The organism is Pseudomonas putida (genome assembly GCF_005080685.1).
Lineage (GTDB): Bacteria > Pseudomonadota > Gammaproteobacteria > Pseudomonadales > Pseudomonadaceae > Aquipseudomonas > Aquipseudomonas putida_V.
In genome coordinates, this window is sequence record NZ_CP039371.1 from 2,989,627 (window position 1) to 3,004,997 (window position 15,371).

Below are 15,371 nucleotides of genomic sequence, written 5' to 3' on the forward strand. Positions count from 1 at the left end.
AACAGACCACAACCCACTTGCATCCAAGCGGCATCACCCGCTATCCCTACTGTTTAGTCCCGACAAAAAGGCCGCCCCAATGCTGGTCGTCGAACACCTGCACAAGTCGTTCCCCACTGCCCAAGGCCCGCTGGAGGTCCTGCGCGGGGTAAACCTGACCCTGGCTGCAGGCACTAGCCTGGCGCTGATGGGCGAGTCGGGCAGTGGCAAGAGCACCTTGTTGCACCTGCTGGGCGGTCTCGACCGCCCTGACAGCGGCCAGATCCTGATCGACGGCCAGCCCCTCGACAGCCACGCCGAACCCGCCCTGGCCCGTTGGCGCCGCGAGGGTATCGGCCTGGTGTTCCAGCAGTACAACCTGATCAGTAGCCTGGACGTGGCGGCCAACCTTGCGTTCCAGGCACGCCTGGCCGGGCGCCACGACCCTGCATGGGTGAATCACCTGGCCCAGCGCCTGGGCTTGGCAGCCCTGCTGCAACGCTATCCGGAGCAACTGTCAGGCGGCCAACAGCAGCGCGTCGCTATTGGCCGTGCCCTGGCAAGCAAACCCGCGCTGCTGTTGGCTGACGAACCCACAGGCAGCCTCGACGAAGCCAGCAGTGATGTGGTATTGGCCCTGCTGCTGCAGTTGGTCGACGAAGCCGGCAGCAGCCTGTTGATGGTGACCCACAGTCAGCGCCTGGCGGCCCGGCTGGAGCATCGCTGTGTGTTGCACAAAGGACGGGTGCAGGGCTGATGAGCACCTTGCGCATGACCTTGCAGGCCTTGAGCAGCCACTGGTGGCGCCATCGCCTGCAATGCCTCGGCATCTTTACCGGTCTGTGGCTGGCCACTGCATTGTGGACCGGCGTCCAGGCACTCAATAGCCAGGCGCGCAGCGACTATGCCCAGGCCCGGGCGGTCCTGGCCGGGCCTGAGCGACCACAGTGGGTAGCGCGTGACGGACAGCGCTTCGACCAGGCGCTGTACGTCCAGTTGCGCAAACTCGGTTGGCAGGTGACGCCGGTGCTGGAAGGGCGTTTGCGCCTGACCGGCCAGCCGCAGGTCACGCTACGGCTGATCGGCATCGAGCCGCTGAGCCTGCTGCCGGGCATGTCGGTTGCAGGAGCCGACACGCAGGGGTTCGATCTGCAAGCGTTCATCGGTTCCCCGGGGCAGGCCTGGATTGGGCCGGACACCCTGCGCCAATTGGATCGGAAGGCTGGCGACCAGCCGCAGACAGCCGATGGGCAGACCGTGCCGCCGCTGACGCTCAGTGCACAGTTGGCCCCCGGGGTGATCGTGGTCGATATCGGCCAGGCTCAGGCTTTGCTCGATGCCCCCGGGCAGCTGTCTGGGTTGATTGGCGGTGCCGACCTGCCATTGCCGGAGGATATCGCTGCCAGGTTGAAGGTGCTGCCTGCCAGCGACGATGGCGACCTGGAGCGGTTGACCGCAAGCTTTCACCTGAACCTCACCGCCTTGGGCCTGCTGGCGTTCGTGGTCGGTTTGTTCATCGCCCACGCGGCCATAGGCCTGGCCCTGGAGCAGCGCCGGGGGGTGATCCGCACGTTGCGTGCTTGTGGCGTCAGCATGCGTACGCTTCTGGCTGCGTTGGCCCTGGAGCTTGGCCTGTTCGCCCTGGCGGGTGGCTTGGCGGGGGTGCTGACGGGTTATCTATTGGCAGCCCTGTTGCTGCCGGACGTCGCCTCGAGCCTGCAAGGCCTATATGGCGCGCGGGTGGCAGGGCAGTTGCAGCTACCGCTATGGTGGTGGCTGGGTGGCCTCGGCGTGGCCATGCTCGGCGCCGTGCTCGCCGGCTGCGATAGTCTATTGCGTGCCGCACGCTTACCACTGCTCGCCCTGGCGCAGCCGCAGGCGTGGCGTTTGGCCCAAGTGCCTTGGTTGAAACGCCAGGCCTTCGCCGGCACTGCGCTGCTGACTGTCGCCTTGGCCTGTGGTTACCTGGGTAACGGCTTGCCCAGCGCCTTCGCCATGCTCGCGGCACTGTTGCTGGCCGCGGCTTTGCTCCTGCCCGGCGTGCTCGCAGCACTGCTCGGTGGCTTGGCCCGCCATTGCCGGCGCCCGTTGGCGCAGTGGTTCGTCGCGGACAGCCGGCAGCAATTGCCCGCGCTGAGCCTGGCGTTGATGGCGTTGTTGCTGGCATTGGCGGCCAGTGTTGGGGTGGGGGGCATGACCGAAGGTTTCCGGCGCACGTTCATCGGCTGGCTGGACCAGCGCCTGGCCGCCGACCTGTACGTCAGCCCACGCGACGGCACCCAGGGCGGGGAAATACAGGCGCAACTGGCATTAGACCCTGCCGTGCGCACCGTGCTGCCCAATTGGCGGGTGGAATGGCGTATTGAACACTGGCCAGTGCAGGTGCAGGGCGTGGTCGACGATGCGTTCTACCGCGAGCATTGGCCGCTGCTGGAACGTGCGCCATTGGCCTGGGAGCAACTGGCATCGGGCCGCGGAGCCATGCTCAGCGAACAACTGGCGCGCCGCCTTGGGGTCTGGCTCGGGGACAGTGTTGCCTTGCCGAGCGAGCCGCCTCGGGCGCTGACCGTGGTCGGCATCTATGCCGATTATGGCAATCCCAAAGGGCATGTTCTGGTCAATGCCAACTGGCTGCGTGGCCATGCGCCTGCCGCTAGCTTGACCGGGCTGAGCGTGCTGGTTCACCCCGGTGAAGTCGAGTCACTCAAGCGCGACTTGCAGCAACGTTTCGCCCTGGACGACAACCAACTGGTAGAGCAGGCAAGCCTGAAAGCCTGGTCGAACCAAATATTCAGCCGCACCTTCGCCGTGACGGCTGCACTGAACAGCCTGACCCTCGGCGTGGCCGGCGTGGCGTTGTTCATCAGCCAACTGACCTTGGGCCAACGCCGCTTGGGCCAGTTGGCACCGCTGTGGGCATTGGGTGTGCCACGCCGTTGGCTGGCCTGGCTGAGCCTGGGCCAAATGCTGTTGCTCAGCGGCTTTACCGTGTTGCTGGCGATTCCCCTGGGCATGCTGCTGGCCTGGTGCCTTGTAGCGGTGGTCAATGTGCAGGCCTTCGGCTGGCGCTTGCCCTGGCATGTGTTTCCCGGCCAGCTAGTGCAACTGGCCGCGCTGGGTCTGTTGACCAGCTTGCTCGCCAGTGCCTGGCCGTTGTGGCAGTTGGCACGGCGTCAGCCAAGCGATTTGTTGCGGCAGTTCAGTGATGAAAGTTAACGCCTGGGCACTGTTGGCATGCGTGCTGTTGGCCGCCTGCGACCCGCCCGCGCCTGCGCCGAAGGGCTATGCCGGCCTCGGCGCCGAGGCGTCGGCGTTCAAGGCGGTAACGGCCAATGTGCCGCTGGTGTTCCCTCGCGATCACGGTGCCCATGATGGCTTTCGCATCGAATGGTGGTACGTCACCGCCAACCTCAAGGATGCCCAGGGTCGAGACTGGGGCGTGCAATGGACGCTGTTCCGCTCGGCCCTGCGCACCGGCCCGGAAACCACGGGGTGGAACAGCCCGAACCTGTGGATGGGCCATGCGGCGCTGACTGGCCCTGGCGGCCATCAGGTCGGCGAGACCCTGGCCAGGGGCGGCATCGGTCAGGCCGGGGCCGAGGCCCAGCCGTTCCACGCCTGGATCAACGATTGGTCGCTGCAGGGCCAGCCGGGTATCGACCAGGTGCGCATGCGCGCCAATGGCCCGGGTTTCAGCTATGACCTGGCCCTGGCCAGCGATCGGCCCCTGGTGCTGCATGGCGACCGGGGCTATAGCGAGAAGTCCGGCAAGGGGCAGGCTTCGTATTACTACAGCCAGCCGTTCTACAGGGTGAATGGCGAAGTGCAGCGCGAAGGGCTGCGTATTCCCGTGACCGGGCAGGCATGGCTTGACCGGGAGTGGAGCAGTCAGCCGCTGGCGGCTGGGCAGAGCGGTTGGGACTGGTTTTCGCTGCATTTGGCCAGCGGCGCCAAACTGATGCTGTTCCAGGTGCGTGAGGACAAGGGCGCGCCATACCGGGCCGGTACCTGGGTCGAGCCGCAGGGGCAGGCGAGGGCATTGCAAGGCAGCGAGGTCGAACTCACCCCCTTGACCTGGACCCGGCAGGACAATGGCAAGCAGGTGCCTACCCGCTGGCGGGTGCAGGTGCCTTCGGTGCGGTTGGATGTGCAGGTTGATGCCATTGAGGCCAAGGCTTGGATGGGGACGCGATTTCCATATTGGGAAGGGCCGGTGCGGGTGAGCGGCGGTGGACAGGGATACCTGGAGATGACGGGGTATTGAGAGAACGCTGGCGGCACTATACATCTCCCGACGTGCATCCCTCCCGAAACACACTCGGACTCACCCCGCACTGCTTGCGAAAGAACCGGCTGAAATAACCCACGTCGACAAACCCCAGCTCATGGGCGATCTCTTTCACGCTGGAGGTCGAATGCCCCAGGGTCCGCTTGGCCTCCAGCACCAGCCGGGCATTGATCACGTTCATCGGGGTCATGCCCAAATGCTCCTGGCACAGCCGCCCCAAGGTGGCCAGCGTCATGCCCAGTTCATTGGCATAGAACCCCAGCGGCAGGTGCTCGCGGTAATGCCGATCCACCAATTCGCGAAAACCAGTCAATTGCTGGCTACGCCGGGACGGATGGCGGGGCGCTTCGCCGGGTGCCGGTTGCTCGTGACGCATTGACTGGATCAGCAGGGCCAGGAGCAGCGACATGCTGCAGGCCACGTGTTCGCGGGCGCGGTTGTGGTATTCCTCGCGCAAGGCACGACACAGGGGCAGCAGCGGGTCTTCTTCGGCGGGCCAATGGGGCAGGGCGATGACCTGGGGCTTGCGGATCTGCGCCAGCAGGCTCGGGGCCAGTACCTGGGCGATGCTCTCCAGCGGCGGTTGTGCCGCGGTGACGACCTGCCCTTCGACCTGGCCGGCCCAGTTGAAGCCATGCACCACCTGTGCAGGCACGTAGACCACGCACGGCGCACGTACCTGCAAGCGTTCGCTGTCGAACAGCACTTCACCGGCACCACTTTGCAGATAGAGCCATTGCAGCAGGCCGTCGTGGCGGTGCGCGGCGATTTCCCAGTTATGCGCGCCGGAGCGTTTGGAAATCTGCTCCACATGCAGCGATTCGTGCCACACCGGCTGCGCGGTCTCACCGTACAGGGCGTAGTTGGGGATCTTGTTCATATCGTTGTAATTGTTCTGGACGCTTGTTGCCCACTCTGCCACAGGCGGGCACGAGCTTCAGCGGGCAGGGGCGAAATTGTCGAGAATGTGGCCGCGCTTGCAGGTTTTGTCCATTCTGCCGGGCGTGCCGGTGGCCATAGGCTGTTCGCCAGATGAAGCGACACTCTGGAGATCGGTATGCATAACAACAACAGTAACTCCCATTGGCTGGGTCTGGATTCAGCTGTCTGCGTGGTCACCGGCGCCGCGGGTGGCATCGGCGCGGCACTGGCCCGCGCCTTGGTCGAGCAGCAGGCCCATGTGGTGTTGCTCGATCGTGATATCGACAAATGCCGGGAGCTGGCAGCTACCTTGGCCGAGCACAGCGTCGGCGAGGTCAGCGCGTTGGCCTGCGACATCGCCGATCCGGCCAGCGTCGAGCAGGCCGCCGCACAGGTGCAGGCCCTCTACGGTCGCTGCGATGTGCTGGTGAATAATGCCAGCGTGCTGCGTCCTGGTTCGCTCGACAGCATCGGCCTGGAACAGTGGAACCAGGTGCTGGCGGTTAACCTCAGCGGTTACTTGCTGTGCGCCCAGGCGTTTGGCCGTGGCATGCTCGAACGCGGCCAGGGCCGTGTCGTGCATGTCGCCTCCATCGCCGCGCACTACCCCCAACCGAACAGTGGTGCCTACAGCGCGGCCAAGGCCGGGGTCAGCATGCTGTCGCGCCAGCTTGCGGTCGAGTGGGGGCCACGTGGGATTCGCAGCAATACGGTATGCCCGGGTCTGATTCGTACACCGCTTTCGGCAGCGTTCTATGCCGACCCGAACATCGAGCGCCAACGCAGCGCCATGACCGCCAATGGACGCATCGGCGAGCCGCAGGATATCGCCGAGGCCGTGTTGTTCCTGGCCAGCCCGCGCGCCGACTACATCAATGGTGCCGAACTCACCGTCGATGGCGGCTTGGAAAGCATGCCCATGGCGCTGATCCCCCGTCCAGGCTTCGAGGGAGTACGCCCATGACTACGCGAACTTGCGATGTATTGGTGATCGGCGCAGGTGCCGGAGGGCTGTCCACCGCAATCACGGCGAAAAAGCACGGCCTGGACGTGATCGTCATCGAGAAGGACGACTGCTTCGGCGGCACCACCGCGTTTTCCGGCGGTGTGCTGTGGGTGCCAGGCAACCCCCTGGGCAATGGCGACACGACCGAGGCGGCACGCACCTATTTGCGCAACGAAACCGGGGCTTGCTACGACGACGCCGGTGTCGAGGCATTCCTGCGCTATGGGCCGCAGATGGTGGAGTTCTTCCAGCGCGAGACCGCCGTAAGCTTCGTGCCCACCCTGTACCCCGATTACCATCCGCAGGTCGAGGGCGGCGTCGATGGGGGGCGCTCGATCCTCGCCGCGCCCTTCGACATCCGCGCCTTGGGCGCCGATATGGCGCGGCTGCGCCCGCCGCTGAAAACCATCACCTTCATCGGCATGATGTTCAACTCGTCGAACGCCGACCTCAAGCACTTCTTCAACGTCACCCGCTCGCTGACGTCGTTCGTTTACGTGGCCAAACGCCTGCTGACCCACCTCAAGGAGCTGGCGCTGTATCGGCGTGGCACCCAGGTCACCAGCGGCAATGCCCTGGCGGCGCGGTTGGTCAAGTCGGCGCAGGACCTGGGTATCCCGATGCTTACCGGTACCCCGGCCAAACAGTTGCTGGAAGACAAAGGCCGTGTGCGCGGTGCGCTGGCCAGTCACGGCGGCCAGGAGTTGCGCATCGAGGCACGGCGGGGCGTGGTGTTGGCCTGTGGCGGGTTTTCCCATGACCTTCAACGCATCCGACAGGCTTACCCGCATCTGCGCCGCGGCGGCGAGCACTTTTCACCCGTGCCGTCGAGCAACACCGGCGATGGTGCGCGCATGGCCGAGGCGCTGGGCGCCAAGGTCGATATCCGCCTGCAGGCCGCAGCCGCATGGATGCCGGTGTCCAAGGTGCCAATGGGCGGTGGACGCGAGGTGGCGTTCCCGCACCTGCTCGATCGCTACAAGCCTGGCGTCATCGGCGTCCTGCGCTCAGGCCGGCGTTTTACCAACGAGTCCGAGTCCTATCACGACGTCGGTGCCGCAATGATCGAGGCCTGTGCCGACAGCAAGGAAACTGCCATGTGGCTGGTCTGCGACCGCCGCACCCTGGCCAAGTACGGGCTCGGCTATGCCAAGCCGGCGCCGATGCCGTTGTCGCCGCTGCTGCGCAATGGTTACCTGCTCAAGGGCGATACCCTGGCGGAACTGGCACGCAATGCCGGCATCGATGCCCAGGGCCTCGAGCAGACTGTGCGTGACTACAACCTCGGCGCTCGCCAAGGCCAGGATCTGCAGTTTGGCCGTGGCTCGACCCGTTTCAACCGCTATCTAGCCGACCCTGCGCAGCAGCCGAACCCCTGCGTGGCACCGATAGGCGAAGGGCCTTACTACGCGGTCAAGGTGGTGATGGGCGACCTGGGCACCTTCGATGGCCTGCGCACCAGCGTGGTCGGCGAAGTGCTCGATGCCAACCAGCAAGCCATCGATGGGCTGTACGCGGTAGGTAACGACCGGGCCAGCATCATGGGCGGCAACTACCCGGGCGCCGGTATCACCCTGGGGCCGATCATGACCTTCGGTTATATCACCGGCCGCCACCTGGCCGGCGTCGACCAGGGCCTGGACAGCGCGGCCCAGGCAAGGGAGGTGGCGTGATGCACAAGCCTATCGTCGATCACCGGGTGTATACCATTCGCCCGCGCTGCATGGCGGCCTTCCTGGAAGCGTTCGACCAGCTGGCGATGCCGATCCTGCTGCGTCATTTGGGCCCGCCGCTGGCGTTCTACGTCAGCAGCATTGGCCCGCTCAACCAAGTGGTGCATCTATGGGGCTACGACAGCCTGGACGATTTCGAGCGCCGCAGTGCCGCTCGCGATACCGACCCGGACTTCGCCGCCTACCTGCATGCCACCCGTGACCTGGTGGTGGCCCAGGAAACCCGGATCATCAAGCCGGTGCACCTGCGCAGCCTCGACCAGCACTGACAGCGTTCTCAATAAAAACAACAAGAGACTCAGGCAATGAACCACACCCTCGACGTGCGTCAGCTGATCGACCAGCAGCCGATCGGCCATTATCAGAAATGGGTCGTTTTCCTCGGCTTTCTTATCATTGCCCTGGACGGGCTGGACGTGGCCATCATCGGCTTCATCGCGCCCCAACTGAAAAGCGACTGGGGCCTGGGCCCACAAAGCCTGGGGCCGGTACTGAGCGCTGCGTTGATCGGCCTGGCCCTGGGCGCGCTGATCGCTGGCCCTCTGGCCGACCGCCATGGACGCAAGGCAGTGTTGCTGGGCAGCGTCGCGCTGTTCGGCCTGTGGACCTTGGCCTCGGCGTTTTCGCCCAACCTGGAAACCTTGGTCGCGTTGCGCTTCCTGACCGGACTCGGGCTCGGCGCCGCCATGCCCAATGCCAGCACACTGGTCAGTGAGTACGCTCCGGCGCGTAGCCGTTCGTTATTGATCACCTTGGCGTTCTGTGGGTTTTCCCTGGGTGCGGCTGCGGGAGGTTTCGTCAGCGCCTGGATGATCCCCAACCTCGGTTGGCGCAGCGTATTGGCGTTGGGTGGGGTGTTGCCGTTGCTGGTGCTGCCGCTGCTGTACTGGCGCCTGCCAGAGTCGGTGACGTTCCTGGTCAGCAAGGGCGCCGAGCCGCAGCGCATCCGCGCCATCGTCGAACGCCTTTCGCCCGGAGCTTGCACACCGGCCACGCGCTTCGTGCTGGCGGCCGGCGCGCCGAGCCAGGGCAGTGCGATCGGCACAATCCTGTCGCCGCGCTATCGCTTCGGCACGTTGATGCTGTGGAGCGGCTACGTGCTGGCGCTGTTCCTGGTGTATCTGTTCAGTGGCTGGTTGCCGACGCTGGTGAAGGAGGGCGGTGGCTTCACGGTCTCCGAGGCGGCCATCGTCACCGCCTGCTTCCAGATCGGCGGGCCGGTTGGGGCAATTGCGGTGGGGTGGGCGATGGATCGCTGGCATCCGCAACGGGTGTTGATGCTGACCTTCCTGTTCAGCGGCGCAGTGGTGTTCGCCATCGGCCAGGTGGCGGGTGATTTTGCCTGGCTGTGCGCCATCGCCTGGGCGGTGGGCTTTGGCCTGAACGGTGGCAGCGTGGGCATGAACGCCCTGGCGGCGGCGTTCTATCCGACTGAGGCCCGGGCCACAGGGGCCAGTTGGATGAGCGGGATCGGTCGCTTCGGGGCGATTCTCAGCGCCTTTGCCGGGGCGCAGATGCTGGCGATGGGTTGGCGTTTCGACCAGGTTTTCGCCGCCTTGTTGGTCCCGGCCGGCCTGGCTGCCCTGGCGGTGCTGTTGCAGGGGTGGCATGCCCAGGCTGCGCGGCGCAGCGCCGCGCAAACGGTTTGAGGTGGCGCTACGCGGTGGCAGGTTTCACTTGAAACCCGTCACGCCGTGCGGCACGTAAGGGGCCTCGAGGCGGGCGATGTCCTCGACACTCAACTGCAGGTCCAGTGCGGCGATCGCATCGTCAAGCTGGGCAGCCTTGGAGGCGCCGACGATGGGTGCAGAGACGCCGCGTTTGGCCAATACCCAGGCCAGTGCCACCTGCGCCATCGGCACGCCGCGCTCCTTGGCCAACTGCTCGACGACATCGATCACCCGGCCATCCTCGGTTTCGGTTTTTTCATAGAACGAGCGGCCGGAGATGTCGGTACGGGTGCGCTCGGTTTGCTGGCCGTGCGGGCGGGTCAGCCGGCCACGGGCCATGGGGCTCCATGGCATCAGGCCGACACCCTGGTCGAGGCACAACGGGATCATCTCGCGTTCCTCCTCGCGGTAGAGCAGGTTGAGGTAGTTCTGCATCGATACGAAGCGGCTCCAGCCATGGCTGCTGGCGATCTGCTGGGCCTTGGCGAATTGCCAGGCATACATCGACGAGGCCCCGATGTAACGGGCCTTGCCGGCCCTGACCACATCGTGCAGGGCTTCCATGGTCTCTTCGATGGGGGTGTGGTAGTCCCAGCGGTGAATCTGGTACAGGTCGACATAGTCGGTGCCAAGGCGGGTGAGGCTGGCGTCGATGGCGGTCATGATCGCCTTGCGCGACAGCCCCTGTTCGTTGGGGCGGTTGCTCCCTTCCCACATGTTGGCCGGGTAGAACACCTTGGTGGCGATCACCGTTTCGTCACGGCGGGTGAACTCCCTGAGCAATTTGCCGAGGATGATTTCCGAGGTCCCGGCCGAGTAGCTGTTGGCGGTGTCGAAAAAATTGATGCCCTGCTCGACCGCGTGGCGGATGATCGGTCGGCTGTCCGCTTCGCCGAGGGTCCAGGGGTGGGTGCCGGCGTCCGGCTCACCGAATGTCATGCAGCCCAGGCACAGTTTCGAGATGTCCAGGCCGGTGTTGCCCAGCTTGACGTATTGCATCGGTGTCTCCTTCAGTGACTGTTTCAGCGATCGATACAGCGTAGCTGCCTGGACTTGGTGCGAAAATTCCGTATTGGCGCAGGGATGACCTGCAAAAATTCACAAGCGCAGCAGCGGCTTTACCTGCAGGGTAAGAAAGTCGGTGACAGCTTTGATGCGCGGCGTGCTGCGCACATCTTCGTGCACTGCCAGCCAGATCTCGATGCTCATCGACTGCTCGTCGGGGCCGATGCTTTCAAGGCCATGCTCCTGGGCCATGAAGGCCGGCAGGCAGGCGATGCCGATACCGCCTGCGGCAGCCTGGGCCTGGATACGCAGGTCGTTGCTTTGCAGGGCGAACGGGGCGTGGCCGATCTGCTCGAGCAACCATTGCTGCTGCGGTGATTTCGCCTGCGAGGCGTCGTAGCCGATGTAGCGTGGAGTGCAGGCGCAACGCAGGTACTCGGGGGCTGCGTAAAGGCGGTAGTCGAGGTGTCCGAGCAGGCTGGCCACCAGCGTGGGTTCGCTGGGCCTGGCCAAGGCCACGCTGATGTCCGCCTCGCGCCGTGCCAGCGAAGCGCGCGACTTGCTGCCCACCAGCTGCAGGCGCAGTTGCGGATAACGCCGATACAGGTCGCCCAGGCGACGGGCGATGATGCTGCCGAGCAGGGCCGGCGGTGCCGACAGCACCACCTCGCCTTCGACTGTTTGTTGACCTGCGCTGGCGAAATGCTCGACGGCGAAGGAGCCTTGGGTCATCTGCTCGGCAAGTTCGGCTACCCGGCGCCCTTGCTCGGTCAACTCATAGGCCCTGGGGCGGCGATCGACCAACTTGAGGTTGAGCGCCGCTTCCAATGCGGCGATGCGCCGGGCGACGGTGGCATGGTCCACGCCCAGCAACTTGGCGGCTGCCGAAAGTGAACCGCTGCGGGTGAATGCGCTGAAGTGACGAAGATCTTCCCAATCGAACATGGCTGGCCCCTGATATGCGCAGGCATGGTACTGGTTGGTACCTCGGGCGGCCAGCCGGACATGGCGTGGATCACGCGCCGATCGCGGAAGGGGCCTTGGCAGGTGCGCAGGATGGGGCGGTGGAGGGGGGCGGTGCCTGGCGCAGTTGTGCCAGGCCATGCATGCTCGGTTTCAGCGCTGGGTAGAGATTGCAGTAGATTTCGAACAGTCGATCGTAGGTGTGCCTGTTGGCTGGGTTGGGTTGGGCCCGTGGGCACAGGGTGCGCCAGTCCCGCACTTGCGCCAGGCTGGTGATTTCGCCGATGGCCAGAGCCGCCAGCATTGCACCGCCCAGTGGCGCTTCGACCGCTTGCTCGATGGTCATGACCGGGTAGCCAGTGATGTCCGCGATGATTTGCATCCACAAGTCCGAGGCTGCCGCGCCGCCGACCACGATCAACTCGGAATCAAGATGTACCGCGGCCTGTTGGCCACGTTCCATATTGTGGCGCAAAGCGAATGCCAGGCCTTCGAGTACCGCGCGATACAGGTGGGCTTTGGTGTGGAACAGCGACAGCCCGACATAGGCGCCGGATGCCTGGGCGTCCCACACTGGGCTGCGCTCCCCCATCAGGTACGGGAGAAACACCAGGCCATCTGCGCCTGCTGGGGTATTGGCGGCTTCGCGCTCCATCAGCTGATGCACTTCGACACCGGGGGACAGTGCGGCGGTCTGCTTCTCCTGGGCGCAGAACTGGTCACGGAACCAGCTCACCGACGCACCCGTGGCGATGGCACCGCCGAACAGGTAGATGTTTTCGGCAGGCTTGTGCACGTAGGGCATGCTGACCAGGCCGAGCTTGGCATCGGTCTGGTGGTTGATGAAACCCCAGCACATGCTGGTACCCATCATCGCGACATGGTTGCCAGGCTCGATGACGCCGGCAGCCAGGGTTGCCATCGCGGCATCGACCCCACCCGCCACCACCGCGGTGCCGGGGGCCAAGCCCAGGCGAGTGGCGGCTTCGGCAGTGAGACCTCCCACGATTTCGCTGGAGTCGACCAGCCGTTGCGGCATCAGCGACGGGTCGATACCCAGTGCGTCCATCAGCGGGATAGACCAGCTACGGGCATGAATGTCGTAGACCCCGCCGATGTTGCCGGCCGAGCTGTGGTCTACGGCCAGTTCACCGGTGAGGTGATAGTGCACATAGCTGTTGGGCGGCAGCAGGTAGCGCGTGCGGGCCCAGACTTCGGGCTGGTTGCGCTTGATCCAGAGCATCTTGGTGAAGCCGTGGTAGCTGTCGACGCCGTTGCCACTGATGGCTTGCAGCTGTTCCAGGTCGAGGTGCTGGCGTACCCACTCGGTTTCTGCAGTGGCGCGGCGGTCCATCCAGATCAGGCAAGGGTGCAGCGGGCGGATGTCGGCGTCCACCGGGATCCCCGAGCCGCCGTACAGGCTGCTGACACAGATGGCTTTGATCTCGTTGGCCGGCACATGACTCTGCGCGACCACTTCGGCGATGGTCGCCTGAACGGCGTCGAGCCAGACATCAGGCCATTGTTCGGCCCAGAGTGGATAGGGTTGTTCGACCTGATAGGCAACCGACGCCTGGGCCAGGATGGCGCCCTTGGTCGAGGTCAGCAGGGCTTTTGTGCTTTGCGTTCCGATATCGACGCCGATCACGTAGGTCATGGGGGTTCCTCACTCATGCCTTGGTTGTTGTTGTAGAAATCCCGGTTGGCGGGAGGAATGTAGACGTTAACATTTTGTGGTTCAAAAAAACGCCTGTGGCCTAGTGGGCGGCACTTGCAGGCGAGTAGCGGGCAGCTGTCAACGTCAACATTCCGGCAAGCTAGCACAGCGCTTTTACCATTACAATATGCCATCTTCGACCATGCTTTAGGCCTTCGACGCCAGCAAAATCGAGGCAAGACCAGGCCAGCGCGAGAAGGAGCCGCCATGAAGCCAGCAGGCAAAGCCACCATCACTGACATCGCCCGACGCGTCAACATGACCACGGTCACGGTCTCCCGTGCCCTCAACCAGCCGGAGAAGGTGAAGAAGGAGACACTGGCGCTGATTCTCAAGGTGGCCCGCGAACTGAACTATGTGCCCAATGCCTTCGCCCGCAACCTGAAGAATCGCGAGAGTCGCTTGCTCGGCCTGGTGACGGCGAGCCTGGACAACCCGTTCTACGGCGAGATCATCAAGGCCATCACCCGTGAGGCGAAGAAGCGCAACTACACCTTGATGCTGTTCGATACCGATGGCTCGGCGGAGCTCGAAGCGCGGGCCGTGGACACGCTGCTCAGCTACCAGGTGGCGGGCATCCTCCTATCGGCGGTCTCGGACGATGAGCGGTATCAGCCCGATTACCTCGGCAAACTGGAAATGGCCGGTATACCGGTGGTACAGATCGACCGCAAGCTCGCCGGGGCGCCGTTCGCCGGCGTTTACCTGGACAACGAGCAAAGCGGCTATCAAGGCGCCCTGGCTGTGCTGGAGCAGGGGCATCGGCACCTGCTGGTGGTGGCGGGCCCTGAGCATTCGCACATCACCCTGAGCCGTCTGCAGGGCATTCGACGTGCACTGCAGACGTGCAACGAGCCGGTTTCCCTGGAGGTATTGTATGGCGATTACACTCAGGCCCCGGCCTGTGACGCGGTCGGCGAGTACTTGCGCCAGTGCAAGCGTCCCGATGTGATTTTCGGGCTCAATGCGCTGATCACCCTGGGCGCGCTGCAAGCGATGCGTGAGCAGGGGCTGGGCCGGGCGGACATCGCGCTGTTCAGCATCGACCATGTCCATTACGCCAGCATCTACGGTGACCCTATTCCCTGCGTGAGCCACAGCAGCGCCCAGCTTGGGGTGGAGGCGATCAACCTGCTGTGGCGCCAGATCGACGATCCGGATGCGCTGCTCGCCGACCGAGTGCTGCAGGGCAGGCTCGAATCCTGAGGGAAATGTTGACGTTGACATTGACAGCGAAGCGGCCATAAAGTCGCTTTCGCTCGGGCAGGGTCGCCCGCAAAATGTAAACGTCAACATTCCACATAAAACAAGATCAACGTCCCGCATGGCGGGCCGAGGAGACATCGAATGGCTAACGAACTGGCTGGCAAAGTAGCTGCGGTAACCGGCGCAGCATCCGGCATTGGCCTCGCGACGACCGAGGCGATGCTCGCCGCCGGCGCCTGCGTGGTGCTGGTCGACCGCGACGAAGCTGCCCTGGCGCGGGCGTGCGATCGCCTCGGCGAGGCAGCGGTGCCGTTGCACATCGACCTGCTCGATCCAGACAGCTGCGCGACATTGCTGTCTGGGGTTCTGGAGCGGGCGGGCAAGCTCGACATTCTCTATGCCAACGCCGGCTGCTACCTCGGCGGCGAGGTGGTAGACGCCGATCCGGCTGCCATCGACCGCATGCTCAACCTCAATGTCAACGCGGTGATCAAGAACGTGCACAACGTATTGCCGCACATGCTCGACCGAGGCACCGGCGACATTGTGGTGACAGGGTCGGTGGCGGGACATTTCCCCGTGTCCTGGGAGCCGGTGTATTCAGCGTCGAAATGGGCAATCAATTGCTTCGTGCAGACGCTTCGGCGGCAGGTGAACACCAAGGGTGTGCGAGTCGGGGCCGTGTCGCCCGGCCCAGTGGTGAGCCCCTTGCTGGCGGACTGGCCAGCGGAGAACCTGGCCAAGGCGAAGGCCAATGGCACCCTGATCGAACCCGAGGTAGTGGCGGATGCAGTGATGTACATGTTGACCCGCCCGCGCAATGTGACCATTCGCGACATGGTCGTGTTGCCTTCGGCTTTCGACATGTAACGATGCAGTGCCC

General features: G+C 64.5%; 13 protein-coding genes. 9 read left to right on the forward strand and 4 right to left on the reverse strand.

The window, feature by feature from the left end:
- Positions 1 to 79 precede the first annotated feature (79 nt).
- The 3 genes from E6B08_RS13785 to E6B08_RS13795 are packed head-to-tail and all read left to right on the forward strand — an operon-like array spanning position 80 to position 4,243.
- A complete protein-coding gene (locus E6B08_RS13785) occupies positions 80 to 736 on the forward strand; it encodes an ABC transporter ATP-binding protein (protein WP_136914525.1) in 657 nt (218 codons plus the stop codon).
- The gene (locus E6B08_RS13790) at positions 736 to 3,195 is read left to right on the forward strand and encodes an ABC transporter permease (protein WP_136914526.1); all 2,460 of its coding nucleotides are present in this window, start codon (positions 736 to 738) and stop codon (positions 3,193 to 3,195) included. The genes E6B08_RS13785 and E6B08_RS13790 overlap by 1 nt, the downstream gene beginning before the upstream one ends.
- Positions 3,185 to 4,243 carry a lipocalin-like domain-containing protein gene (locus tag E6B08_RS13795; RefSeq protein WP_136914527.1) on the forward strand — a complete coding sequence of 353 codons (1,059 nt, stop codon included), beginning with the start codon at positions 3,185 to 3,187 and terminating at the stop codon, positions 4,241 to 4,243. The genes E6B08_RS13790 and E6B08_RS13795 overlap by 11 nt, the downstream gene beginning before the upstream one ends.
- A gap of 16 nt (positions 4,244 to 4,259) precedes the next feature.
- On the opposite strand, the gene E6B08_RS13800 is transcribed toward E6B08_RS13795, so the two are convergent.
- Positions 4,260 to 5,147 carry a helix-turn-helix domain-containing protein gene (locus tag E6B08_RS13800; RefSeq protein WP_136914528.1) on the reverse strand — a complete coding sequence of 296 codons (888 nt, stop codon included), beginning with the start codon at positions 5,145 to 5,147 and terminating at the stop codon, positions 4,260 to 4,262.
- 177 nt (positions 5,148 to 5,324) lie between these two features.
- On the opposite strand from E6B08_RS13800, the gene E6B08_RS13805 reads away from it, so the two are divergent.
- The 4 genes from E6B08_RS13805 to E6B08_RS13820 are packed head-to-tail and all read left to right on the forward strand — an operon-like array spanning position 5,325 to position 9,576.
- Positions 5,325 to 6,152 (forward strand): SDR family NAD(P)-dependent oxidoreductase, encoded by an 828-nt coding sequence (locus E6B08_RS13805; RefSeq protein ID WP_136914529.1) that lies wholly within the window; start codon positions 5,325 to 5,327, stop codon positions 6,150 to 6,152.
- Positions 6,149 to 7,867, forward strand: a complete 1,719-nt coding sequence (locus E6B08_RS13810) for an FAD-dependent oxidoreductase (protein ID WP_136914530.1) — start codon at positions 6,149 to 6,151, stop codon at positions 7,865 to 7,867. The genes E6B08_RS13805 and E6B08_RS13810 overlap by 4 nt, the downstream gene beginning before the upstream one ends.
- Positions 7,867 to 8,196 carry an NIPSNAP family protein gene (locus E6B08_RS13815; protein WP_136914531.1) on the forward strand — a complete coding sequence of 110 codons (330 nt, stop codon included), beginning with the start codon at positions 7,867 to 7,869 and terminating at the stop codon, positions 8,194 to 8,196. Before E6B08_RS13810 ends, E6B08_RS13815 begins: the two co-directional genes overlap by 1 nt.
- A 36-nt stretch (positions 8,197 to 8,232) precedes the next feature.
- A complete protein-coding gene (locus E6B08_RS13820) occupies positions 8,233 to 9,576 on the forward strand; it encodes an MFS transporter (RefSeq protein WP_136914532.1) in 1,344 nt (447 codons plus the stop codon).
- A gap of 24 nt (positions 9,577 to 9,600) precedes the next feature.
- Here E6B08_RS13820 and E6B08_RS13825 read toward each other — a convergent pair whose 3' ends face one another.
- The 3 genes from E6B08_RS13825 to E6B08_RS13835 all read right to left on the reverse strand — a co-directional run bounded on the left by E6B08_RS13825 (position 9,601) and on the right by E6B08_RS13835 (position 13,222).
- A complete protein-coding gene (locus E6B08_RS13825; protein ID WP_136914533.1) occupies positions 9,601 to 10,596 on the reverse strand; it encodes an aldo/keto reductase in 996 nt (331 codons plus the stop codon).
- Between the two features lie 99 nt (positions 10,597 to 10,695).
- Positions 10,696 to 11,547 carry a LysR family transcriptional regulator gene (locus E6B08_RS13830; protein WP_136914534.1) on the reverse strand — a complete coding sequence of 284 codons (852 nt, stop codon included), beginning with the start codon at positions 11,545 to 11,547 and terminating at the stop codon, positions 10,696 to 10,698.
- 70 nt (positions 11,548 to 11,617) lie between these two features.
- Entirely contained in the window at positions 11,618 to 13,222 is a 1,605-nt protein-coding gene (locus E6B08_RS13835; protein WP_136914535.1) for an FGGY-family carbohydrate kinase, read from the reverse strand.
- A gap of 267 nt (positions 13,223 to 13,489) precedes the next feature.
- On the opposite strand from E6B08_RS13835, the gene E6B08_RS13840 reads away from it, so the two are divergent.
- Together E6B08_RS13840 and E6B08_RS13845 are read left to right on the forward strand one after the other, a co-directional pair.
- Positions 13,490 to 14,488 carry a LacI family DNA-binding transcriptional regulator gene (locus tag E6B08_RS13840; RefSeq protein WP_136914536.1) on the forward strand — a complete coding sequence of 333 codons (999 nt, stop codon included), beginning with the start codon at positions 13,490 to 13,492 and terminating at the stop codon, positions 14,486 to 14,488.
- Positions 14,489 to 14,629: 141 nt separating this feature from the next.
- Positions 14,630 to 15,358: an SDR family oxidoreductase gene (locus tag E6B08_RS13845; protein ID WP_136914537.1), complete on the forward strand. Its 729-nt coding sequence runs from the start codon at positions 14,630 to 14,632 to the stop codon at positions 15,356 to 15,358.
- Positions 15,359 to 15,371 lie beyond the last annotated feature (13 nt).

Excerpts from the sequence above, each read along its gene's own strand:
- E6B08_RS13785 (WP_136914525.1), top strand. The coding sequence starts at position 80 with ATGCTGGTCGTCGAACACCTGCACAAGTCGTTCCCCACTGCCCAAGGC.
- E6B08_RS13790 (WP_136914526.1), top strand. The coding sequence starts at position 736 with ATGAGCACCTTGCGCATGACCTTGCAGGCCTTGAGCAGCCACTGGTGG.
- E6B08_RS13795 (WP_136914527.1), top strand. The coding sequence starts at position 3,185 with ATGAAAGTTAACGCCTGGGCACTGTTGGCATGCGTGCTGTTGGCCGCC.
- E6B08_RS13800 (WP_136914528.1), bottom strand. The coding sequence starts at position 5,147 with ATGAACAAGATCCCCAACTACGCCCTGTACGGTGAGACCGCGCAGCCG.
- E6B08_RS13805 (WP_136914529.1), top strand. The coding sequence starts at position 5,325 with ATGCATAACAACAACAGTAACTCCCATTGGCTGGGTCTGGATTCAGCT.
- E6B08_RS13810 (WP_136914530.1), top strand. The coding sequence starts at position 6,149 with ATGACTACGCGAACTTGCGATGTATTGGTGATCGGCGCAGGTGCCGGA.
- E6B08_RS13815 (WP_136914531.1), top strand. The coding sequence starts at position 7,867 with ATGCACAAGCCTATCGTCGATCACCGGGTGTATACCATTCGCCCGCGC.
- E6B08_RS13820 (WP_136914532.1), top strand. The coding sequence starts at position 8,233 with ATGAACCACACCCTCGACGTGCGTCAGCTGATCGACCAGCAGCCGATC.
- E6B08_RS13825 (WP_136914533.1), bottom strand. The coding sequence starts at position 10,596 with ATGCAATACGTCAAGCTGGGCAACACCGGCCTGGACATCTCGAAACTG.
- E6B08_RS13830 (WP_136914534.1), bottom strand. The coding sequence starts at position 11,547 with ATGTTCGATTGGGAAGATCTTCGTCACTTCAGCGCATTCACCCGCAGC.
- E6B08_RS13835 (WP_136914535.1), bottom strand. The coding sequence starts at position 13,222 with ATGACCTACGTGATCGGCGTCGATATCGGAACGCAAAGCACAAAAGCC.
- E6B08_RS13840 (WP_136914536.1), top strand. The coding sequence starts at position 13,490 with ATGAAGCCAGCAGGCAAAGCCACCATCACTGACATCGCCCGACGCGTC.
- E6B08_RS13845 (WP_136914537.1), top strand. The coding sequence starts at position 14,630 with ATGGCTAACGAACTGGCTGGCAAAGTAGCTGCGGTAACCGGCGCAGCA.